Genomic DNA, 21763 nt, shown 5'->3' on the forward strand with positions numbered 1-21763 from the left:
AGAGCTCCGCGCGTAAGAATTTATCGTTTCTGACGCTCCCTGACGTTCATTCAGCCTGTCACCCTGCCCATTACCGGTGCGGTTTGAGAAAGCGCGCCGGGCTGCTAAGGTGCCCGTGACAATCTGCGGCAATACGGAGCCTGAAATGCTTACAACCATAATTTACCGGAGTCACCTCGCCGATGACGTGCCCGTCAGCATCCTGCCGGGCATGGTGGAAAAGGCAACGCTGCTCAACGCCCGTCATCAGGTGACGGGTATCCTGCTGTTTAACGGCACGCACTTCTTTCAGATACTGGAAGGTCCGGAGGACGGCGTGCTGGAAATTTACGGCCGCATCTGCGCCGACCGGCGCCACCACAACGTGGTTGAGCTGATGCGCGACTACTCGCCGTCGCGGCGCTTCGGCAACCACGGCATGGAGCTGTTCGATCTGCGCCAACACCCCCGCGGCAGCGTGCTGCAGGCGGTGCTTGACCGCGGCACCTCTAAGTACCGCCTGACCTATGACGATCGCGGCCTGCAGTTTCTGCGAACCTTCGTGGAGGCCCGGGAGAAAGAAAACTACTTTGAGGTTCTGCCCGCCGACTACTGGGACTTTGTGCCGGATGAGAACGGGTCACCGGCCCCCGCCGCGGGCGTGACCTTCCGCCCGGTGGTCGACCCGCTCGGCCGTGAGGTCACGGCCCTTGAGGCCATACCCGATGATGCGCCGGAGGGGCTCTCCGGCGATGCGATGTACGTACATAATCTCGCTGCGGTCACCGGGGCGCTGCACAGAGCCGGCAGGTCATGCCCTGACGACATGATGCTCTACCTCAGCATTCTGCCCGGGACGCTGGTATCCGTTCCGGATGCCGTTGGCCGGATTGTCCGCGCCATCGACAGCGCTGAACTGGTGCCGCAGCAAATCATACTGGGCGTCAGCGAGACGGAGGTGATTTCTCAGCTGGAAGCATTTTCCGCAGCGGTGCGGCAGCTGAAGCAGGCCGGCATCAGCCTCTCTATTGATAACTTCGGTGACGGATCCGCCGGGCTGTCTCTGCTGGCGCACGTCCAGCCGGACCGCGTACGCATCGGCGCCGCGATCGTGCGCAATATTCACCGCAGCGGACCCCGCCAGGCGGTGGTGCACGCGGTGCTGCGCTGCTGTTCTGCCCTGGAGATTAACGTCATCGCGGCGGGCATCGAGCAGCCGGAAGAGTGGATGTGGCTGGAGGCGGCAGGGGTCACTGATTTCCAGGGCGCACTGTTCACCGCAGAGGGGGCGGCCGTGGCCTGGCCGGAAACCCGCGAGGCCGTCTGAGGCGCAGGAACAGAACAGGGGCTCCCGGGCCCCGTATGATTAACAGGACGCGGCACGGTGAGGCGGAAGCTGCGTGGCCATAACGGCCGCGGGCACATCAGCCTTTTCCTGCCGCAGGGTTCTGCCGCGGTTGGCCTTTTCAAGCCAGGTGCGGAAATGCGTCATCATGGCCGCCGCATGCTGCGCGTCCGGCGTGCGGTAAATCAGCAGCCGGCTTTTGGTCTGGTTTGAGAAGTCGAGGGCATAAATCTCGATGACGGCCTCGCGCTGCTCGCTTTCAATTGCTGTGAAATGCATGTCAGGCCAGCGGTTCACCTTCAGCATAAACTCACTTAAAATCATTTTTTTCCTCTTATTGTTTTAAAATCGGTACTCTTTTCACTGGTCCGCCCAGTGTAGAATGGGTTGCGGACTCTGCAAGCCGTCAGCGAGTTATTAAGCGTAAAGGTTTCGTAATCTCCCTGTTTTCAGCACCGGAGATAACTGCAGCATGTGCCAGCAGGAGATATCCGGCAATCTGCCGGTGGGCTATCAGTGCAACAGGCAATAACATACAGGAGAGGCAACCATGCTCAGCGAAAACAGGCTCAGTCACATCGCCGGCGATCCGGACAGCCATGACGCGGAGGCCGTCGCGATGGCGCAGGAGATCCTGCAGCTGCGCCGCACGCTGGGCGCGCCCTGGGCCGTGGTACAGCCGCTGGGCGAGCTGTATGTGGAGGACGGGAACGCGGCCATGATCTGGCCGGCGAGTCTGGCGGAGCGCGGCGACGTCTGCCTGTACCGCCTGGAGAAGCCTTCTCCGGTGGCGGAAACCGCCCCGCCTGCAGCAAAGCAGCGCAGCCGAAGAAAGAAATTACCGGCGCCGGAGTAAGGTATTTTCAGGACAGCATGCCTCTGCCGGACAGCGCTGACGCTGCAGCGCAAAAGTTTTCTACAGGTTCATCTCCCCCGTTAATGTCCGGACCCGCTGCGCTGTGGTAAGCTCTGCGCCCGAAACCTGCCGCCGGAAAACCCCATGAAAAATGACTTTGAAGAAAAAATGGCCGACATCATGATTGGCGAGGCCGTCACCGCGCTGCTGGAAGAGGACATCGCCATCAGCTGGGCCGTCCTGACGGACCGCCTGCGGGCGGCGATTGAGCATGAAACGGATGAAGACCGCGTTCGCGCAGGGCTGCGCGCCATTGAAGAGGTGCGGCGGGAAATGCAGATTCGCGCCGCTGAAAAGACCGGGGTGCACGGCACTGACGGTATGTCAGCGCAGAAGCTTCACTGAAGTCACCCGGGGCGCTGCCGTATCCCCGGGGTCGCCTTTCTGATATACTGTATACTTATCCACCTTACGGACGGAGGTCATATGAACGATGACACCACCGCCGAAGATATCTACGCCGTTATCGGAACGGTCGTGGCGCGCCTTCTTAAGCCGGACCAGTACCTCACCCTTCACGAAATCACCAGCGCCCTGCACAGCATGGGCGAAGCGGCAGGCGCTGCCGGGATGCGCGAGAGCTGCGAACGCGCCGTCAGGCTGCTGGCTCAGCAGATGCACTGACCTTCAGATTACTCCCGTTCTGACGATCACTCCTCGCGCAATGACGGTGACGTGCCACACTGATAAATGTGAAATCATTTAAACCGGGAGATGCCTGTGAAAGTCTGGATTGCCGTAACCCTCGCCGCCGCCGTCAGCTGCTCCGTGTGGGCCTCAAAAGGGGGATTCGACTCCCCGGCAGCGCTGGCCGCCGCGCACGCTGTGCAGCAGAAGTAGCCTCAGAAACCCTCGTCGTAGGGCGTTTTACCCACCACGATTTCCAGCGCGCTGCGCAGCACGTCAAGCTGGACCACGTCTGAAGTGCTCTCGAGCTCGGCGATAAGATAAAGAATGATCGCTTTGCTGGTGACCTTTTTGCCGTGAATAACGATGTCGCGGATGACGGCGTCCAGCACGGCGGTCTCGGCGGCCAGCGCGTCGCCGCCGCTGCGGAAGTGCTGGATGATGTCGGCTTCGGTGGTGGTGTGATGTTCGTTAAGCTGCATGATGTTATCCGTCAGGCCCTGCGGGCAAAAGTGGCCAGGCTCAGTGCCTGAAATAAAAAACGGCCACCTCCCGGGTAGCCGCGTCCTGCGGGCGTCCTGCCACTCTCCGCACTGGTCGGAGATACGTTCTTCAGTTTACTTATGATTACCGCCATCAGGGCCGATCAGGGCACCGAATGCCAGCACGTCAGCGTCGCGGCTCTCACGCGACTGTACAAACTCGCTCTGCACCTCGCCCAGCGCCAGGGCAATGGCTGCACGCCTTTCCGGGTTCGTCTCGCCGCCGTTCATAGCGCGAAGCTGGCGTGCCACGCCGTCTGCGCTGATATCATCTTCGCTGCTCATCAGCGCGACCACCGCCTCGCCCAGCACAACGTCGGCCAGACGAGTTAAATCTTTATTATTCATACCCGCATCTTCCGGTTCGTGCCTTCCGGGCAGGATGGCAGGACGGCCATTCCGGGCGGTCCTGAATGCATGCTGCGGGTCCCGCCTCATAACACCGGGGTAACTCAGCGTTCAAACAGCATGCCGATTAGCGTCTGGTAATGACGCTCTTCTTCCTGATTCGCTGCCACTTCAAGGCGGCGCAGCAGTTTGGTACAGATGGCCTTACGATTAAGGTTCTTGCCTGCGCGCAGGATTTCTACGACAATCTGCCCCAGCGTTTCCTGCTGGGTTGGTGCCGACGCCTTGCTGAAGTAATGCGCAATGTCGCTGGCGGAGTCCGGGAATTTCGTAACGTTCTGACGCATGGTGAACCTCTCAATGGTTAAAATGTAGTCGGCTCTGTCTGACCGTAAAGTTATACAACCAAATCAAACTTGTACAGCAATTGTGTTGTTGTACAGCTTATCTTTTTGTGCAAAAAGTGCTAAATATTACCAAACAGTAACTTAGGTGAGTATCAGCGCGCGAATGATGAGCGGGTTAACGATGAGGTTGTACAACAGTCAGAACAGCATGCTCAGCTCAGGGGCCGGGGTACAGGAAAGAAGCCTGTCCGGTGTCACCGAACAGGCGGGGGATGTCTTCAGTGCGCTGAGCCGCGGCCTGATGCGGTAATCCATCTCAGCTCGTCCCGGTTACCCGGTAATGACTCAAACCCGCGGAGCCAGCGTTTCGCCCCTCTTATCTGCACGCAGCGCGCTGGATTTTCCGCTACGTCGGCCATCTCAGCCAGTTCGCGGATAAGCGAGCCAACGGTAATGTCCGCATTATTCATCGCCAGATGAACTGCCGCTTCGCCAATAATCATTTGGTTCTGGTCATGGTCATGGTCATGGTCATGGTCATGGTCATGGTCATGGTCATTATCAGGCATGCTTTGCTCTCCCTCCGCTTTATTACGGTATTTCAGTGTAGTCACTTAACGAACTGAAAACCGGTTCCGTTTAAATACTTCCCGCGCATTATCCCGTCAGTCAGAATTACGTTCAGCCGCACAGCAATAAAAACACCCTGAATTCAGATGCCTGACAGATTACCAGAGGTAAATATCGGAAAATACTGAATAAAAATTATGTGTGGTCTGAAATCCTTTTCATCCTGAGGTGCAGCCTGAGCATGTGAATGTTTCGGGATTTAATCTCAGAAGAGGATTTAACATGGCCTGAAAATACGGATGATAAGCTTGCAGGTTACTGGCCGTTAATATGCGCCACATATTAGAAAAATCAGGGGGCAGGTTCTGTTGATTATTCTACTTTAACCTAAGAGATAATTTGGAAATGTATATTTCCTAATTAAGCGCGCCGGAATAAAAATTACTTCAGGCGCGCGTCCGGGTGGTTTTATTTAAATTTCAGGTTTTGGGCCCCGCCGGCTGATAAGCCCGCCCTTACGACCGGCCTCGCGTGCGCGATCGGGACAGTTTTTGAAGTTACCGCCACTGGCGGCGCCGCCTTTGCTGCCCGCTTCAGAGGCGCGTGCCGGGTCGGCCGCAAAGTTTCCGGCTCCCCCGCGTCTTGCTGTTGTCATGATGTCTTCCTCAGATAAGAGTTGTCCAGTATTTCAGACGGTTATAGTTTGGCACGTCTGTACAGGGCTGCCCGCCTTCAGGAAACTTTTTTTCAGGACCATGATGGCGGACACGCAATACTGGGTGGCTGAATCTGAAATGCGGGCCCGCTGGACCCTCACGCTTGCGACTTCAGCGATATGCGCCAGGCTGTGTGTGCGGAACGGCGCGTGACATCCCTCCGGTGGAGAGTTGTTCTGCAGGCGTGCCGTGCCGCATTCGTATTACTTCTGCGCAGCGTTCAGGGGATGCGTGCTGATGACAACCCGTCGCCGCAGATGGCTTTCAGGCTCCGCTCCCCAGCAGAAGGCGGCCCAGTGGCCGCAGAACGCCAGCCAGCTGCGCACCGGGTGCAGACAGCCCGATTCACCTGTGCCGTCCCACACGTACACGTAGTGCTCCGGGTCGCGCAGCGCCCAGGCCACCATCCCCTCCCACATCACTTTTGCCGCGTTTGTCTGCGCGCTGTCGGTAATGATGATCGACCAGCGATGCAGAAAATGGCAGAAAAAACGCCGCGCCAGGCCGTGCACCGCCCCCTCATGCTGAGGCTGGCGGGTGCGCCATACCATAACCTGTATGCAAGCGCGCTCCGGCGAGGTGAAGTCTTCGGTTTCCTCCAGCCGCACCGCATAAACGGTCTCCGGATCACGCTCCTGCGTGACCAGCCTGAACTGTCGCTCTGCTCTGTTCTGCCAGAGGGTGTAGCCGAACGGCGTCACAAACCCGGGCAGCGTAAAAGGCTCTGCGTCGCGGGCAAGAAAGGCGCGGGTATCGGCCCGGTTGGTGTCTTCCGGATTCAGCACCTGGCTGAAGCTGGTGTCGGGCAGGGTAATGGGCATGCTTTCGTCCGCCGTTACTTTTCTGTTCACTTAGCCTCCCTGATAACCGGAGCGTTAATTTATATCGATGAATTGTCTGCAATAATGGGTGGTGCTGTTTAAAAGATAGAGCACCGCAGGATTACTGCTGTACACGCGCCTGTGCATCGGTTACTTTGCGCCCTACCTCATTCACTACGCACGGGTATTTGATGCGACAGGACGGACTACCGCCGGAAAAAGAAGCCGGATTGACCGGCTATTTCAGCCAGGTCACTCACCCCTGCCAGATTGAGCTGCTGGGCCGCATCACCGTTGAAATCCTGCGTCAGGAGCGGCGGCTGACGCGCACCGCCTTGTGCCTGAAACTGATAGGGCGCCTCGACGGTACCGACGATGAGGCCGAGAGAGAACACCTGAAGGTTCTTCTCAGAATGCTGTTCAATCGCTGAGCCTGAGGGGTAACACCGGGAGTTCACCGGTCACGAAACGTTCGTCCAGGGAAGAGAGCGGCAAAAGGAATGCCGTGCAGTCATGGCGCATAACAACGGTTCGCAGATGCCGGTTACAGATAAACCAGACCTCGTCGCGGTCGTTGGAAAGAATGAAATACGCGTCAGACGTTTCCGAAGGATTAAAGCATCCCAGCGCCCTGTAGGCCGTCGTGAGGCTGAACCCGCTCAGCAGCGGCAGCGGCCGCGGCCCGCCGGGCAGCTCTTCCACCCTTAGATACAGCCCCTGTTCCATCCAGAGCATGGCCACCTCCGTAGCACTTCTTCATTCTTCAGTAAAAGTTACGGTGCCGGGTGCCTCCCGGTGATTCAGAAAGGCTACCACCTGAATCGCGCTTTTGTTCCTGCTGTACCTGTGTAGTTTGGCCCCGTCGCATAGAGGGATTCACCGTGTTCAGAGCATAGCAGCCAGTCGGCTTTGTTTTCTGACATCACAAAAAATAGTGAAGCAGGACGTTATCTACTGCTGCACCCATTGAATCAAAAAACATTAATTTTTCATAAAACTACCGGATACATTTGGGAGAATGTGATTCTGGTTAACAATGCTCGCCAATTGACTGACAAAGAGAAGGAATTAACTGAAATGATTATGCTGAGAAAAAGCCCGATGGCGGCCAGGTTGTCCTGATTAGTCAGGTCAATAGGGGGGAAGCGGAAAAACCAGCCCATTTTGGACCAGTAAGCACTTGTTCTGAAGCCAGATAATATCACCTCGACACTACCAGTGTTCCGCACTGGCCCCTGCTTCCGGACAGCTGCGAAGCGAAAAAATCAGGACAAATCGCCAGGTCTGGAAAAAAATCCCGGGACGGTACCCGGGAAAAAGATTCAGTTTCCATTACACCCAAATCCGGAGGAGTTCCGGACCGGAAATAACTATAGACAGAATAGAAGGCGTGTCAAAATTTTTCGATAAATCAACTTCTTGGCAAATGCGCATGGAATATTTTCTTTCAACATGCAGCAGGCTTACCCGGCCTTATGAATGTATGCAATACATTCTTTTTTAAAACTTCGAATCTTGTACGCAATATCCTGAACGAATAGCACCGAGAGCCAACCACAATAAGTAGCCCCGCCCGGCAGACTTTGTGCGCAGATTTCATGACTCACCGTCACAAGGAGCTGTTTTATTCACATCCGTACAATCAGGCAGTACGTTACTCGTGGTCGGACCTTAGCTGTGAATACCTGACCCTGGCAGATTTTTTCTCACCGGGCTGTCGTGACCCCCTCAGGCGACTACACTCTGATGAGCCTCACCGCCCTTACTCACCTGCAGGCACTTACCGGAGGCATCACCCTGCCCCGCCGCCGGTATGGAAGGTATATCCTGTGCATTGCATTAAGGTGTGAATGTGAATTCTCAGCCTGTAACCCTTCTGCCGCAGAAAAGACTGGCAGCGATAAGCTCCGGATTGTCAGTCTCAGTCCACACCGGATTAATTAAATGCGTACTCCACGATACCGCTATGCCGGACGTGCTGACGCTCTGGAAAAATTATGCAAAGAGTTACCGCCCTGACGTTACTGAGATATAAGCACTGGATGGATGCCGGGATGCTCAGCGCCATTGCCGAAACGGACGCGCGCCGTTTCCGCGCTGAACACCGTGAGATGCTCAGGCTCATGTACCACATGCACGCCACTGACATGCTCATTCGTGCCAACCTGAAGGGGGAAGCACCATCCCGGCCGAATATCAGACCGCGCAGGCCGCCTGAGCAAGCAGTACTGGTGCCGTGCATGCTAGCCTGCTCCGGCTGGTTCATTGAATATGCGGCCGGCATGACGGCGGAAGCCTGGGATCGCCCCATCATTTATCAGCGCAGAGACGAATAGATGGCGCAGACAAGCCCCCTCAGCCTTATCGAGCAGGTGATACTGCATGGTACGCGACACCGCGGCGCGGTGAGCTGGCTTATCAAAGCGCGTGGCATTCAGCCACCTTAGGACGTGGTGTCACATTTCCTGCGTAAACAGATGACGTCTTTCGACACAAGGGGCTGAAGGAATGGCGATAATCCCAAAGTTTTGCCGCAAATCCGGCCGTTTCGACAAAATCGGGCGAAATAAGGCATGAGGCCTGCTAATCAATAACTGATGGAATTTCAGCAGAAAAGTTATCGGACTTACATCCGGGGGTTTCTGGATAAGAACATTCCGAAGGAAAGCGGCCTAATCTTAAATAACAATCTTTGTAAATTATAGGGTTACGGATTAGGCAATGCGATGTTAGATTGGAGTGCGACATTAGCAGTGCTTAACCCCACCTCTGCGAGAGAGCGTTGTTCCGGCGTGAACAAAATAGGCCCACTTATACTCATTAAGTGGGCTTTTTTTTGATAAAAATTTTTGCTCATTACGGTCAGTCATTTCAATTTTAATCCCCTCAGTTTCAGTGCCATTCTTCGTCTGCGTCACACAGCAAATAAGCCGTTTTGTCCTAAATCCGGGGTTTTGATGAGTTACATTTTTCACCGCCGCGAGCCGGAAGATAAAAAGATCATTGTGATAAATGAACAATGGCAGATTACATACTGGATGCTCACTTTACAGACTACGCAGGATAAGCTGGTGAAAGCTCTTAAAACGGTGGGCACAGACCCGGAAACCGTTAAGCGCTATCTCCTACACTGAGCTTTCTGACTTACCCACCTCCCGGTGGGTTTTTTATTTATATCGGGCCGCCTGTGAGTGCAGCGTGACTGTACCCGGACAGTTCCGGTGACACGCTCTTCGTATTAAGTCAGGCTGGCTGTAAGGGCATTATCCGGAAGTTGGATCAGAAACAGAGAACCCTGAAATAACAGTTTAACCATAACGCTACTTCTCCTCCGTGCTCAACCCTGCAGGCCAGAATGGTGGGCACCCTCAGCTCAGGGTTCAGTCGACTCTGTAATTTCTTACGGCCATCCTGCCGCTTTTTCACTCACGGCCTTGTGTTCACAACGAAACCCTTTTTTATTCCCGTCTGGCATGTCATACGTCGAAATCAGCATTCTTCCGGAAGCAAATGCATTTCTAAGAATTCAAAGTACACCGCCAGGACAACCATACCTGCAGACATGGCAGCTAACTGTAATTAATTACGTTTCGATACAAGCAATCTCAATCGTCAGCCTGATTCAGGTCTTTTCGGGCAGGCTGGCAGCCGTCGTATCAATGGCTGGAACCGGGACACAATATCAGCTGTTTTTTGCGGAAAAATTAACCCTACCGACTGTGATGATGAGAGAAGCCACAGGTCCAGCAATGGGGGAATACGTCCGCGTCGCATATCATGCGTGAACATACCTCCTGTCCCTGAGTTCGGGCAGCGCTGTTATTTTATTCGGGCTAAGAAGAATCCCCCTTGCTGCTGAAAGCGCTCTGCCTGAGTGCCGTCATAGCGGGAATGTCCGGCACGCTGCTCCCACGCATACTTCGCACATGACAGTTCATACAGGGTTTTCCGGACGGTCATCGGGACAATGAAACACCATCATCATGGCATAATGAAAAAGTGCAGTAATTGCACTTTTTTCAGATTTTATGAGGAGAACACATGACAGGATGGCATCTGAGGCAGGAGTATGCTCTGGAGCCGGGAGCGCGCGGCGGCAGAGCTAGGCGTGAGCCTGCGTACGTATAAAAACTATGAAAATGCAGAAGAGATTAAACGCTCGGTGGCCCTGGCAACGGTGACGCTTTCGCTTACCGGGATGATGCCTGCGCTCAGGTCTCAGCAGATGAGCGCAGAACGTCTGCTGCAGCTCCTCGGCGAGATGACGGAAAGCGTCAGTACGGAAGTCTGACCGGGCCGGCGTGAACTGACCGCGGAAAAACAGAAAACAGCGGATAAAAAAATCCCGGGCGGCTGGCCCGGGAGCAACAGGAGTGAGCACTTCCGGTCTGAGGCCGGTGATGTTGGGTCCTGAGAACATGTCAGCTATTGCAATACGTCACACTGGTGTCAGCAGAGAAGTCACGCACCTGTTAAGCATATCGGTTTATACGGGATCTATTACCAGGAAGCGTCTGATTCGACAGGGAATGATGCCGGTACGGTTACAGTTTATTAAACATCCTGGTGAAATTGGGGTGAGAAATTCCGTACCGGCACTGGAAAATTTAGCACACTCACCGCATTCAGGTATCACGGTCCTCGGGTAACGGAACGCCTTCCCGCCACAGCTGCCACATGGCCTGCCTGATGCTCCAGAATCCGGGCGAGTAAAACACGCGCCCGAGTTTCTCTGCGATGGCCGGCGTCACCGGCTTACGATCGCACAACAGTGACCAGACATCCCGCTGTGCCAGACCGGATTTCAGGCAAAGTGATTTTACCGTCATGTCATGTTCAGCGAGCAGGTAAGCCAGAAAGCGGCCGGGCGAGGTGCGGCCATCCATAAAGCCCCCGGGGTCCGTGAAGGTGATAGCCCGAGCATAAGAGGACATCGGCAGCTACACAAGATATGTACCAGCGATTATAAGAAATCTGCTGCAAAACTCACACGGGGCACAATGGTGAGGTTAACGTGTGGCGAAGGTGGGATAGCAGGCTGCAGAAACAGAAAGGCCCGGAATAAATCCGGGCCATCTGGAACCAGTGTGGCGTCATCCTGACACCGAGCTTGCCGTGTCATTATAGCGGGCTTTAACAGAGTAGTATGTCAGGATAGAGAAAAGTTTGTCTTCCGGTAAGATTTCAGAATGTCTTATACGCTTACCCGGGCAAATTTGGACCGCGTTATTCAGGCAGGGCCTGCCGTTTCAATGGATCTTCCTGACCGGGAAGATGCCGGTTGGAACTCTGTTACTGGCATGAAGGTAAAGGGGATGAGTGCGGGATATGTTTTTGAAAAAGCCCGGGGCGGGCCCGGGAATAATTCAACGATTCACCTAACCATTACTGGATCTAAAGACACAGTGCAATAATCATGGCCTGTACGTACCGGCTGTCAAATAAATCCGCAAAATAAATCCGACATTTCATCCCTTAATGACCGTTATTCTGCGCTTTTGCACCCCGCGTTTTCCATGCAAAAACGTCCCTTCAGATGCCCGGCCGGATGTTTCAATTTGTTAATTTTAAAAATAATGCCGATAAATAACCTACAGTTTGAGTGTGTATCCGTCAGGCTGGCGGGTAAAACTCACGATGAGCAGACGAAACTAAGGATTAACTATGGTTGATAAATCAGAAGTTCTGGACCATGCCTAGGTAGTGGACGTTAACGGTGAGCACGTGGGTATCGTTGACCATTTTGAAGGCGACGACAAAATCAAACTGGCAAAAAGTGACCCGGAAGCCGGTGGCCAGCATCACATCATTCCTTTCAGCTGGGTGAAGGAAGTGGATGACAATAAAGTGATTCTTTCCAAATCCAGGGATGAAGTCGAGAGCGAGTGGCAGGCCGTCTGATCAAACCGCCGCGGCAGAACGCCGCGGCAAACTTTTAACGCTTTATAGTTATTACTGCAAAATCCCCTGGTATTGAACACATCATTTTTTCTCACGCATTTATATTCTGATGCACTCCCTTAAAATCCGCCATCTGAAACCAATATTTTATTTTTTGTCCATATGACAGATTTTTCTTCTGGTGAATGCACCAGTTGCGTCTACAGTGAATCCTGAGGTTGTTATTTTCCCGAACAGGAGGATTTGCTGTGTTTTATCACGACGATGAGAAAGGCCATATCATTATCGGAGAGGCAGCGGTCAGCCTGGCGGTCGCCGGCCAGGACATTTCGGTGGAGTCCCTAATAAAGGAGCTCTCCGTAATGGCTGAAGGTGACGTCAGCGACGCGAAGCTTGCGGAAATCTTCGACGCCAGACGCTGGCTCCAGGGTTTTCGAAAGTACAGCAGTCGCGAGCAGGCCGAGCTGCACTGGATGACAATGACGGGCCAGGAAAACGACGGATAACACAACCAGGAACGTAGACCGGCTCCGGCCGTGACACGACGATGAAAGACCAGCCTCGTATCGGGCGCGCTCTGCGCGTGCCGGCCGGAGAAACTGTCAGGGACGACACCTCCGCACTCCCTAAGCTAAATTATTCCGCCCTTTACCCCTTTGTTTTATATGTATAAGCATTTTTTGCCAAAAGAATGCATCACATCCTGCAACATATATCTGTACAACTTTTATTTTTTTGTATAACTTTCCGCGCATCGGTACCCGAACATATTTTAACCGTCCCTTTTACGAGAGAATAATCATGCGCCAGAACAGCCTTAAGCCTGATACTGCGGGAGACATTGCCCGTTACTTTACCGAAGCACAGCTTCCCTCGCAGCAGGAAACGCTGGGGCAAATCGTGGTTGAAATTCTTCGCAGCGGCGCCGCCCTGAACCGGCCGGCCATCTGCGCGAAACTGGTTCGCCGGCTGGAGCTGGCGGGCGGAGCGGAAGAAGAACAGCACTACCGTACGCTAATCGGCCTGCTTTTTGGCCGCGAGCAGGCGGTCTGAAGTCCATCTGCAGCACTGACCGCAGGCTTCATTTCAATGTGGATATTAAATCCGGCGCAGCCTGACCGGATGGAACATCAGCCAGCCGCGTAAGCGGCGGCCGGTACAGGAAGGTGCCCCTTCACTGACACCCGGAAAGCGGTATGTACAGAAATAAAAGCGAAAAAATTATGGATATTGCTATTGGTGAGGCTGTGGCCGGATTGCTCAGCGAGAACGCACCGGTGTCCGGCGCAACGCTGGCGGTCAGGCTGATGGAGATGGCGGCCAGCGAAACCCGCCCGGAACGGGCTGAAGCTCTTCGGATGGCGCTGGATGAAGTTAATGCCGCATTGCCGGCGACGCGCCTGCTGCTGAATCCCGAACTGCTGTTCCTGACCGAAGACAGGCCGCCTCCAGGCACCCGTCAGCACTGAATATCAGCATTCTCCGTCAGGGCGCGGAGGCAGGATGGAGCCTGCAGAAACGGGTCGTCACTGGCGACCTTAACCTTGTTTATCCCGGACGATGGGTTATGCAACAGAATACGACAGAACAAGACATCCTGCAGGCGCTCAGTCAACGTGGTGACCAGCTGGCCCCTGAAACAGAAGTTATCTGCGCCGTACTTGAAAGCCTGAGAGCCCGGGGTGGACGCGTGCTGCGAAAAGACGTAATTCTGGCCCTGATAGCGGAGCTGGAGAGCACTTCAGACGTAGTCAGACTTGACGTCCTGCGCGGTGCGCTTGAAGTTGTGGTGGGCTATCCGCACGGCATTGATGATGAGTAGTTATCCCTGCCGCATTTAACGCCCCGTGACGCTTCAACCGTCTGACAAAAGCCTGCTCTGCAGGCTTTTTTTCGTCTGGTGCCAGAGTGCTCAGGCGAACGTGAGCAGAATAAAACGGGGTGAATGCGAAGCGCACTGCTTCGTACCAAGCCGGGCCGGAACGATCCCCCTTCATCACCGAGGCTGAAATCAGTGGATTCAGCCGCTGTGGCAGGCTGGCGATGAACTTAAACCGGCAGGGCGGCAGAATGAAGCCCGGCGGCGGAACGCCGGGCTGTCTGTGTACAGTCAGGAGGCGCCTCCCCGCGGCACCTGACCCGATATCATCATAAGCCCTGTGAAGGGTTCCTGCCTGAAATAATATTTTTGCTGCCGGCTCAGCCAGATAAACGCTATTCCCTGACAGCGCGTCAGGCTTTCTCTTGCCAGATAAATGCCGCTCAATAATACTGTGCATAATCACAGCATTATCAAGAGGAGGATTTATGCGCTATTTACATACAGCACACACCCTAGCCGGTCTGCGCCTACACCACCGGTGGGACAGCAGCCTGACGGCCGAAAGCCCGGAGGCGGCCCTGAAGGTCCTGCTCAGCCAGGCACCCGGCACCAACTACGAGCTGGCAAACTATGAGCGGCTGACGCTCAGCAGGAACGGCGAGGCCTGTTGTCCTGAAAGCAGCGCCCTGCGCACGGTCGGGCGTGGCCTGCTGTTTCTGGGCTCGCTGCCCTTGCTGCTGCTCGACAGGCTGGCGCACCGGCTGATGGGCCGCTGAGGGCACCGTTTCATCAGTTATCCGTCAGCGTCATGCTGTCGTCTTCCGCGGCAAGCAGAGCTTCAAAGGCCGCTGCTGTCAGGGGCCTGCACAGCCCGTTGCCCTGCATGATGTCGCACTGGGCGCCTGTCACGAACGCCCGCTGCCCCGCATCCTCCACCCCCTCCGCCGCTACGCTGAGCCCGAGGCTTTTCCCCAGCGCCGCGATGGCCCGGAACATCATCCGCACGCGCATGCTGGTGCCGAGCTCGAGGGTCAGCGACTTGTCAATCTTGAAGCCGCTGACGAAGCCGTGCCGCAGCAGGCTGATTGCGCCCAGCGTCCGACCGTAGTGATCGATAACAAATGCGGCTCCCGTGCGCCGGATTGCCGCAAACTGTGCCGGCATCTCCTCAACGAGCCCAGTCAGCAGCGGCTCGTCCACCTCCAGATCCACAAAGGCGGCGTCGCCGCCCGCGGACTCGCACAGCACGCTTTCCAGTCCGGAGCCGGAAAGCTGTCGCGGGAAAAGGTTAACGCTGACCCGCAGTTGCGGGCAGCGGACCTGCCACTGGCGGACCTGCGCCAGCGCGGTGCGGATGACCCAGTCGCCGAGCGTCACGGACAGCGGGCTCTTTATCAGCATTTCAATAAAATCAGCGGGCAGCAGCAGGCCACGGGCCGGATGCTGCCAGCGCACCAGCGCCTCGCAGCCGAGCAGGCGGCCGCTGCCGGCATCATAGCGCGGCTGATAATGCAGGATGAACTGCTGCTGGCGTACCGCGGTTTCCAGCTCGCGCTCAAAGCGCCGGCGCCTCTGCTCCGCCGCCAGGAATTCGGGCCGGAACAGCACGCTGCAGCCCTTGCCCGAGGCCTTGGCACGGTAGAGCGCCAGGTCCGCCGCCGACATCACCGATGAGGCGTCCTCTCCGTGTTCGGGAAAGGCGGCAATGCCGGTGCTGGCGCCCACCACCACGGGGGAACCGTGGTAGCTGAAAGGCGTCTGCACGGCGGCAATCAGGCGCTCCGCCGTCAGGCCGGCACCGGTACTTTCACCCGGCAGCAGGATGATAAACTCGTCCCCGCCGAGCCGGGCGGCGGTGACCGCCTCCGCGCACACCAGCCGTATCTGCTCCGCCACGTGACAGAGCAGCGCGTCGCCGGCGGCGTGCCCGAGCGTGTCATTGACCTCCTTGAAGCCGTCAAGGTCAGTCATCAGCAGGGTGTAAGGCACGCCAGCCTCGGTCAGCTGCCCTAACTGCTGCATAAAGGCACCGCGGCTGGCCAGACGCGTGAGCATGTCCAGCGAGGCGAGTTCGCAGAGGCGGGCCTCGCTCTCGTGCCGGGCGGTGACATCGCGTACAATCATCCCCACCAGGCGTTCGCCGCCCTCCCGCCAGCCGGAGAACGATACGTCGGCCGGAAACTCACTGCCGTCGCGCCTGAGCCCCCATATCTGTAGCGTGCGCGGCTGTGAAATCGCCGCCTCGTCGGCCGTCAGGCGATCCAGCTCGTTGCGGTGGTCGATCTGGCAGCGCTCGGGAATAAGCCCGGCCACGTACTGGCCTGCCATCTCCTCCGGTCCGTAGCCGAACATCCCGGTGGCGGCCGGGTTCCAGAAGGTGATGCCGCGGCGCAGATCGGTGCAGATAATGGCGTCCGGGGAGGTGGCCGAGATGGACTCCAGCCGCTGCTGGCTGGCGTGGCGCAGCACCTCGAGCCGGTGGACCTCCATCCGGTCCATCACCAGCGCGGCTATGTCGGCCAGATGTTGCCGGTCGGCGTCCGTGAGCGGCGGGCGCGGCTGCGTGTCGGTCAGGCACACGGTGCCGATACGGTGGCCGTCCGGGGTGGCGAGCGGGATCCCCGCGTAGAAGCGGATGTGCGGGTAGCCGTGCACCAGCGGGCTGTCGCGAAAGCGCGGATCGTCCAGGGTATCCGGCACGCAGAGGATCTCCCCCTGCGCCAGCGTGTGGTCGCAGAAGGCGACGCTGCGGGCGGTGCCGGTGATGTTCAGCCCGTAGCGGGATGCAAAAAGCTGCCGCTGGTCGTCAATCAGCGAAACGAAGGCGGTGGGCACGCGAAAAAGGCGCGCGGCGAGTGTGGTGAGCCGGTCCAGCGCGTTTTCTGGCAGCGCATCCGGCTGCTGATAGGGTGCCAGCGCCGCGAGGCGGGCCGCTTCGTGGTCTGATGTCGGGCGTTTCAGGGTCTGTCCCCTCGGTGGAATGAGCTGTGGCCGGCATGACACAGCAAAAAGGGGACACGTTCAATCAGACGGGGCCGCAGAAATCCCTGCCGCCCCGCCGCCGGAAGAAAGGCCCGTCAGCTGACCCCGCCGCGGGCGGGGTCAGGGATAACAGTGGGGCCCGGCTGTCCGGGCATCACGAAAACGTCATTTCAGGACCATTCCTGGCCGCGTTTCAGCGCTGCAGGGAGGCGCAGCGCTGGCAGATAACGCAGTCGGGGTGCCGCAGTCGCGCGGACTGGAGCGCGTGCCTGAGCGAGTAAAACGTGCCGAGAAAGCGGCCTCCGCCGGCCTCCGCCAGCTCGCCGCAGCCCGCGCAGTGCACCTCTTCAATCGCGGGGCGCCCGCGCCGCACCGCATAGTAGTATTTACCGCTCATGTCCTTATCCTCTTATCGGCCGGGCCCGCCTGAACTTCAGGGGGCTGCAGGGGACAGAGCCTGCTACTTTTTCTTTTGCGGCACAAGGGCATAGTGCGGGTGACGTCCGGCGAGCAGCAGCAGGAGCTCGTACTCTCCCTGGCTCAGGGGGGCGGGATTTTTTGCCGCCTCCTTCATCTGCCAGACGCGCAGGCTGAGCTCAAACCGCTCGGCGGCGGCCTCCTGCGACAGGCCGGCGGCAAGACGGAGTTCGCGGACGTCGGAACCGACCGCGACGGGCCGGTATAAAAGCTGATTTCCCAGAAGACACTCCTTTCGGGCAGGCGGACCAAAACGGGCCGTAAGGATAAAAAACACGGGGCACGCCCCTGATACATTACATTATCTTAATATTTACCCTGTAGTGCAATCCGTCATGAATCGCCCTTGAGTAAATAATTACAGTCACTTCATTTATTTTTATTCTGCTGAGTCAAATCCGCCGCAGAGCACAACAGGCATATTATCCATACGACCAGGAATCCTCTTCTTTTTTTACGAAATCCTGACAGAAGGATTATTCCGGTATTTTCCGGATAATTATTCGCCAGGATAGGCAGGGCTTACCGGTGGCCGTATTTATCGCGCCGCCACGCCCTGTACCGATAAAAAGGATAACCTGATGAAAAACCGAGATTATATCCAGCGGCGGGTCCCCGCCGACCTGAGCCGTATAGACATCCGGGAGCAGTGGCAGATCACCTTCTGGACGCTGGAGCTACGCACGACCCAGGAGCGTCTGACCCGGGCCGTGCGCGAGGCGGGACCGGAAGCCGACCGCGTGCGGGCGTGGTTGGAAAAAAACCCTCCCCCGCGCACGATGCGCTAATCATGTCCGAAGGCTACCCAGTCGCTTTGTTGTAGCGGGGTATTCACCTTCACCTGAGGCGGGCGAGCCGGCATGGAGACCGCGGTATTGCCGCCCTCTTCCGGCAGCTTAAACCGGGTGATGGCGCCGCCCAGCGCGGTCGTCTGCCCGCTCAGGTTGCCCGCGGTGGCAGAAACCTCCTGCACCAGGGTGGCGTTCTGCTGCGTGACGCGGTCAAGCTCCGCAACCGCCAGCGTGACCTGCGCTATGCCTTTGCTCTGCTCTTCCGAGGCCAGCGCTATCTGGCCAATCAGCGCGTTGACCCCGCCGACGCCGCGAAGCACCTCATCCATCGTGGTGCCGGCGCTGCCGGCGGCCCGTCGCCCGTCACTGACGCGCGCCACGGTATCGGCAATCAGGCCCTCAATCTCTTTCGAGGCGGCCGCGCTGCGCTGCGCCAGCGACCGCACTTCGGCCGCCACCACGGCAAAGCCCCGCCCCTGCTCCCCGGCGCGGGCCGCCTCAACGGCGGCGTTGAGCGCCAGGATGTTGGTCTGGAAGGCAATGCCGTTGATGGTCGCGGTGAACTGGCGGATTTTTTCTGAGCCCTCCGCGATGCTGCCCATGGCGTCCACCACGGTCTGCACCTGCTCCGCGCCCCGCTGCGTGGTGCCGGCGGTGCGTTCTGCCAGCTCGCGAGCATCGCGGGCGTTTTCCGCGTTGTGTTCCACGGTGGCGGTAATTTCCTCCATGCTCGCCGCGGTCTGCTCCAGCGCGGCGGCCTGGGTGGCGGTCCGGTCGGACAGGTCGGCGTTGCCGGCCGCAATCTCCCCGGCCTCGCGGTGCAGGATGACCGCGTTGTCGCGGATGGCCGCCACCGCGTCCAGCAGGCTGTGCTGCATCTCCCTGACCAGCGGCACCAGCTGACCGACGCAGTTGCGGCCCAGGTCTTCCGGCTCGCGCGTGAGGTCGCCCCCTGCGATGGTCTTCAGGTGCGCCCGGATTTTCGCCACCGGACGCACGAGGTGCACCAGCAGATAGCGGTCGCAGAACGCCAGCAGCGCGGCGGCGGCCAGCAGCGCGCTGATGAGAATAATCTCCAGCCGGTGGCGCTCGGCCATCACCGGCGCGTCGTCAGCCGCGAGCTGCTGCGTCAGGCTTCCGAGCCGCTCGCGGGCGGCGGCCGGATAGCGGTCCGGCGCACTCAACGCCGCCCGATAACTGTCCCACGCCGCCTCCGCCGGAACCGCGGCCAGCAGGTCGGCCTTCTCGGCCGCCGTCCCGTCCTGCATGACGAGGCCCGCGCGGGTCAGAAAGGTCAGCTGCTGCGTCAGCGCGTCGGCGCGGTCGGCGTGGCGGTACATCTCGCGCAGCGTCAGCGCGCCGTAGCTGCCGGCCAGCGCCACCACGGCCAGGGAGAGGATCATCATCCACAGCACGACGCGGCGGATGGTAATGTGTCTGAGTAGCTGCATAAGGTTTCCCCGGTGTTGTTATTATTATTAAATAATAAGAAGCACTATCGTTTTTTTAATTGCGCGCGTGATTAAGTTGCGCGCTACGTTTATTTAACAGAAGTCTGGCAGGAATAATTAAAAAAGGACACTCCCCGACGATAAAATAAAAGAATCGCGCTGCGTTAAATAATTTGCTAAAGAAAATAAGCATGACATCAGAACAGACAGCGCCTATAGTAAGCCCCATAATAAAGTTTTTAATCGTTTTTCCCTTTCGCAGTCATTGACTTTTACAACGGTTCGTTACCGTCCACCTTCTCTTTATAATTTCGCACCGGAACCAGGCCAGTGCGCAGGAACTTATGCTGATGAATCTTAACGGCGACAGCGATCGCCGCGCGCGGGCGCTGAAGGCGCTGCGCAGTCCCGACGAAAGCCGTGACGACGTGCTGCGAAAATTTGTGCGGCTGGCAAGCCAGGCGCTCGGCATCCCCGGCAGCTTTATCTCGGTGCTGGACGACGAGCACCAGCACGTGCAGGCCGCACACAACTTCGCCCTCGCGCAGTCTTCGCGGCAGGACTCGCTCTGCCGTCACGCGGTGGACAGCGACAGCGCGGTTGTGGTGCCCGACACCTGGCTGGACGCCCGCTTTGTGACGCACCCGCTCATCACGGGCGCACCCTACATCCGCTTCTATGCCGGCGTGCCGCTGAAGAACCGCGAAGGCATCGTGCTCGGCACGCTGTGCGTCACGGACACCGCGGCGCACCCGTTTGGCGCCGAGCAGGTCACGACACTGAAACTGCTGGCCGCGCTGGTGATGTCGTTTCTGGAGGCCTGGCACTCCGCCGGGTTTGCCGACCCGGTCACCGGCCTGCCTAACCGCCAGCGCCTCATCCGCGACCTTCAGTATCTGGCCGCATCCGGTGACCGCACAGCCCGCCGGCTGGTGCTGATAGACTGCATCGACATGCCGCGCGCCTATGAACTCGCGCGCTCGATGGGCATGGGTCCGGTGGAGAGCCTGCTGAAGGACGTGGCCACGCTGCTGCCGCTGCGGCTCCGTCCTGCCGCCGGCGAGCTGCTCTACACCGTTGCCACCGGGCGATTCGCGGTGCTGACGCGTGACGACAGCCGGCTCAGCGCGGACTGGGTGGCAGGACGACTGGAGGGGATCAGCGCCGACCTGGGCGACGGCATCGCCGTGGCGCTCAGCACCCACACCGGGGAGGTCACCTTCACCCCGGGCGACATTCCGGCGCAGGAAGCGCTGCGTCGCGCGGTCAGCGCCCTGCACGAGGCCATCGGCCGGGACGTGCCCGCCATGCGCTTCAGCGAAGCGACCGATGCGCGCCATACGCTGGACTTTACCCTGATGAACGACCTGGCCGCCGCGCTGCGGGAAGACAGGGGGCTGTGGCTCGCCTACCAGCCTAAAGTCTGCCTCCACAGTGGCCTGCCGGTGGGGCTGGAGGCGCTGGTACGCTGGCGCCATCCGGTACGGGGCGAACTCTCACCCGCCCTCTTCGTGCCGCTGGCTGAGCAGACCGAGCTGCTCAGCGCGCTGACGGCCTGGGTGACCGACCGCGCTATCGCGCGCCTTGCCCGCCTGCGCAACAGCTGCATCCAGCTTCCGGTAACCATCAATATCAGCAGCAGGGACTTCTCCCGCGAGGGCTTTGCCGACGCGCTGGAGGCCAAGATGCTGAAGGCAAAACTGCCCACTGCGCTGCTGGGCATTGAGTGCCTGGAGACCGAGCGCATCATCGAAAGCCCGGCGGCGATGGAGGGGCTGGAGATGCTGAAGCTCAGGGGCTTTGGCATCTCGCTGGACGACTTCGGCACCGGCTACAGCAATATCAGCTACCTGCGGCGCATGCCGCTGGACGTCATCAAACTGGACCGCACGCTCATCAGCGAAATCTCGTCAGACACCGCCTCGCGCATCATCGCGCGCAGCATCATCGCGATGCTGAAGGAGCTGGACTATACGGTGCTCGCCGAGGGGGTCGAGGATGCAGAAACGGTGACCGCACTCACCCAGTACGGCTGCGACCAGGCGCAGGGCTTCTTCTACTCCCGGCCGCTGCCGGAAGGGGAGCTCGACGAGTGGCTGGGCTGGAAGCTGCGCGGGCAGTGCTGACC

At 58.2% G+C, this 21763-nt stretch carries 29 protein-coding genes; 16 read left to right on the plus strand and 13 right to left on the minus strand.

Annotated elements, in window-relative coordinates:
• Positions 1–145: 145 nt before the first annotated feature.
• Entirely contained in the window at positions 146–1306 is a 1161-nt protein-coding gene (locus tag F3J36_RS20070) for a diguanylate phosphodiesterase (RefSeq protein ID WP_034830965.1), read from the plus strand.
• Between the two features lie 39 nt (positions 1307–1345).
• Here F3J36_RS20070 and F3J36_RS20075 read toward each other — a convergent pair whose 3' ends face one another.
• Complete coding sequence (locus tag F3J36_RS20075; RefSeq protein WP_052127596.1) at positions 1346–1648, minus strand: hypothetical protein; 303 nt, start codon at positions 1646–1648, stop codon at positions 1346–1348.
• 226 nt (positions 1649–1874) lie between these two features.
• Between F3J36_RS20075 and F3J36_RS20080 the strand changes: the two genes are divergently transcribed.
• The 3 genes from F3J36_RS20080 (at position 1875) to F3J36_RS20090 (ending at position 2864) form a co-directional block, all read left to right on the plus strand.
• Positions 1875–2180, plus strand: coding sequence for a hypothetical protein (locus tag F3J36_RS20080; RefSeq protein ID WP_211073221.1), 306 nt, complete (start codon positions 1875–1877; stop codon positions 2178–2180).
• A gap of 144 nt (positions 2181–2324) precedes the next feature.
• On the plus strand, positions 2325–2585 hold the full coding sequence (locus tag F3J36_RS20085; protein WP_160833702.1) for a hypothetical protein: 261 nt from the start codon (positions 2325–2327) through the stop codon (positions 2583–2585).
• A gap of 81 nt (positions 2586–2666) precedes the next feature.
• A complete protein-coding gene (locus tag F3J36_RS20090; protein WP_045816992.1) occupies positions 2667–2864 on the plus strand; it encodes a hypothetical protein in 198 nt (65 codons plus the stop codon).
• Positions 2865–3082: 218 nt separating this feature from the next.
• Here the strand turns inward: F3J36_RS20090 and F3J36_RS20095 are convergent, their stop codons facing one another.
• From F3J36_RS20095 to F3J36_RS20120, 6 genes are all read right to left on the minus strand, one after another.
• A complete protein-coding gene (locus F3J36_RS20095) occupies positions 3083–3349 on the minus strand; it encodes a biofilm development regulator YmgB/AriR family protein (RefSeq protein WP_166720403.1) in 267 nt (88 codons plus the stop codon).
• A gap of 135 nt (positions 3350–3484) precedes the next feature.
• Entirely contained in the window at positions 3485–3757 is a 273-nt protein-coding gene (locus F3J36_RS20100; protein WP_166720404.1) for a hypothetical protein, read from the minus strand.
• Between the two features lie 104 nt (positions 3758–3861).
• On the minus strand, positions 3862–4104 hold the full coding sequence (gene ycgZ / locus F3J36_RS20105) for a regulatory protein YcgZ (protein ID WP_039328007.1): 243 nt from the start codon (positions 4102–4104) through the stop codon (positions 3862–3864).
• Positions 4105–4382: 278 nt separating this feature from the next.
• Complete coding sequence (locus F3J36_RS20110) at positions 4383–4673, minus strand: hypothetical protein (RefSeq protein ID WP_166720405.1); 291 nt, start codon at positions 4671–4673, stop codon at positions 4383–4385.
• A gap of 473 nt (positions 4674–5146) precedes the next feature.
• Entirely contained in the window at positions 5147–5329 is a 183-nt protein-coding gene (locus tag F3J36_RS20115) for a general stress protein (protein WP_166720406.1), read from the minus strand.
• Between the two features lie 264 nt (positions 5330–5593).
• The gene (locus F3J36_RS20120) at positions 5594–6241 is read right to left on the minus strand and encodes a hypothetical protein (protein WP_166720407.1); all 648 of its coding nucleotides are present in this window, start codon (positions 6239–6241) and stop codon (positions 5594–5596) included.
• Between the two features lie 161 nt (positions 6242–6402).
• Between F3J36_RS20120 and F3J36_RS20125 the strand changes: the two genes are divergently transcribed.
• Complete coding sequence (locus F3J36_RS20125; protein ID WP_166720408.1) at positions 6403–6642, plus strand: biofilm development regulator YmgB/AriR family protein; 240 nt, start codon at positions 6403–6405, stop codon at positions 6640–6642.
• Here F3J36_RS20125 and F3J36_RS20130 read toward each other — a convergent pair.
• Entirely contained in the window at positions 6632–6946 is a 315-nt protein-coding gene (locus F3J36_RS20130; RefSeq protein WP_166720409.1) for a hypothetical protein, read from the minus strand. The genes F3J36_RS20125 and F3J36_RS20130 overlap by 11 nt on opposite strands.
• Before the next feature lie 1262 nt (positions 6947–8208).
• On the opposite strand from F3J36_RS20130, the gene F3J36_RS20135 reads away from it, so the two are divergent.
• From F3J36_RS20135 to F3J36_RS20150, 3 genes are all read left to right on the plus strand, one after another.
• The gene (locus F3J36_RS20135; protein WP_166720410.1) at positions 8209–8547 is read left to right on the plus strand and encodes a hypothetical protein; all 339 of its coding nucleotides are present in this window, start codon (positions 8209–8211) and stop codon (positions 8545–8547) included.
• A gap of 621 nt (positions 8548–9168) precedes the next feature.
• Positions 9169–9345: a DUF3606 domain-containing protein gene (locus tag F3J36_RS20145; protein ID WP_072050593.1), complete on the plus strand. Its 177-nt coding sequence runs from the start codon at positions 9169–9171 to the stop codon at positions 9343–9345.
• Between the two features lie 935 nt (positions 9346–10280).
• The gene (locus F3J36_RS20150; protein WP_166720412.1) at positions 10281–10502 is read left to right on the plus strand and encodes an XRE family transcriptional regulator; all 222 of its coding nucleotides are present in this window, start codon (positions 10281–10283) and stop codon (positions 10500–10502) included.
• 334 nt (positions 10503–10836) lie between these two features.
• On the opposite strand, the gene F3J36_RS20155 is transcribed toward F3J36_RS20150, so the two are convergent.
• Entirely contained in the window at positions 10837–11097 is a 261-nt protein-coding gene (locus F3J36_RS20155; RefSeq protein ID WP_166720413.1) for an XRE family transcriptional regulator, read from the minus strand.
• An 817-nt stretch (positions 11098–11914) separates the two neighbouring features.
• Between F3J36_RS20155 and F3J36_RS20160 the strand changes: the two genes are divergently transcribed.
• The 6 genes from F3J36_RS20160 to F3J36_RS20185 all read left to right on the plus strand — a co-directional run bounded on the left by F3J36_RS20160 (position 11915) and on the right by F3J36_RS20185 (position 14710).
• Positions 11915–12112 (plus strand): DUF2171 domain-containing protein, encoded by a 198-nt coding sequence (locus F3J36_RS20160; RefSeq protein WP_371742059.1) that lies wholly within the window; start codon positions 11915–11917, stop codon positions 12110–12112.
• Positions 12113–12360: 248 nt separating this feature from the next.
• On the plus strand, positions 12361–12618 hold the full coding sequence (locus F3J36_RS20165) for a hypothetical protein (RefSeq protein WP_160833709.1): 258 nt from the start codon (positions 12361–12363) through the stop codon (positions 12616–12618).
• 295 nt (positions 12619–12913) lie between these two features.
• Positions 12914–13165, plus strand: coding sequence for a regulatory protein YcgZ (gene ycgZ, locus F3J36_RS20170; RefSeq protein ID WP_166720414.1), 252 nt, complete (start codon positions 12914–12916; stop codon positions 13163–13165).
• Positions 13166–13308: 143 nt separating this feature from the next.
• Positions 13309–13581: a hypothetical protein gene (locus tag F3J36_RS20175; RefSeq protein ID WP_166720269.1), complete on the plus strand. Its 273-nt coding sequence runs from the start codon at positions 13309–13311 to the stop codon at positions 13579–13581.
• A gap of 98 nt (positions 13582–13679) precedes the next feature.
• The gene (locus F3J36_RS20180; RefSeq protein ID WP_166720415.1) at positions 13680–13934 is read left to right on the plus strand and encodes a biofilm development regulator YmgB/AriR family protein; all 255 of its coding nucleotides are present in this window, start codon (positions 13680–13682) and stop codon (positions 13932–13934) included.
• A gap of 485 nt (positions 13935–14419) precedes the next feature.
• Positions 14420–14710: a hypothetical protein gene (locus tag F3J36_RS20185; protein WP_166720416.1), complete on the plus strand. Its 291-nt coding sequence runs from the start codon at positions 14420–14422 to the stop codon at positions 14708–14710.
• A 13-nt stretch (positions 14711–14723) separates the two neighbouring features.
• Here the strand turns inward: F3J36_RS20185 and F3J36_RS20190 are convergent, their stop codons facing one another.
• The 3 genes from F3J36_RS20190 to F3J36_RS20200 all read right to left on the minus strand — a co-directional run bounded on the left by F3J36_RS20190 (position 14724) and on the right by F3J36_RS20200 (position 17616).
• On the minus strand, positions 14724–16916 hold the full coding sequence (locus F3J36_RS20190; RefSeq protein WP_166720447.1) for an EAL domain-containing protein: 2193 nt from the start codon (positions 16914–16916) through the stop codon (positions 14724–14726).
• A 193-nt stretch (positions 16917–17109) separates the two neighbouring features.
• The gene (locus tag F3J36_RS20195) at positions 17110–17313 is read right to left on the minus strand and encodes a hypothetical protein (protein ID WP_166720417.1); all 204 of its coding nucleotides are present in this window, start codon (positions 17311–17313) and stop codon (positions 17110–17112) included.
• Positions 17314–17376: 63 nt separating this feature from the next.
• A complete protein-coding gene (locus F3J36_RS20200) occupies positions 17377–17616 on the minus strand; it encodes a hypothetical protein (RefSeq protein WP_039328794.1) in 240 nt (79 codons plus the stop codon).
• 358 nt (positions 17617–17974) lie between these two features.
• Between F3J36_RS20200 and F3J36_RS20205 the strand changes: the two genes are divergently transcribed.
• Positions 17975–18181 (plus strand): DUF3606 domain-containing protein, encoded by a 207-nt coding sequence (locus tag F3J36_RS20205; protein ID WP_166720418.1) that lies wholly within the window; start codon positions 17975–17977, stop codon positions 18179–18181.
• On the opposite strand, the gene F3J36_RS20210 is transcribed toward F3J36_RS20205, so the two are convergent.
• Positions 18178–19635 (minus strand): methyl-accepting chemotaxis protein, encoded by a 1458-nt coding sequence (locus F3J36_RS20210; RefSeq protein WP_166720419.1) that lies wholly within the window; start codon positions 19633–19635, stop codon positions 18178–18180. The two genes, F3J36_RS20205 and F3J36_RS20210, sit on opposite strands and share 4 nt — an antisense overlap.
• Positions 19636–19979: 344 nt before the next feature.
• On the opposite strand from F3J36_RS20210, the gene F3J36_RS20215 reads away from it, so the two are divergent.
• On the plus strand, positions 19980–21761 hold the full coding sequence (locus F3J36_RS20215; RefSeq protein ID WP_166720420.1) for a GGDEF and EAL domain-containing protein: 1782 nt from the start codon (positions 19980–19982) through the stop codon (positions 21759–21761).
• Positions 21762–21763: the final 2 nt, after the last annotated feature.

The sequence above is a fragment of the Pantoea sp. Cy-640 genome (assembly GCF_011752635.1).
GTDB classification, from domain to species: Bacteria; Pseudomonadota; Gammaproteobacteria; order Enterobacterales; family Enterobacteriaceae; genus Pantoea; species Pantoea dispersa.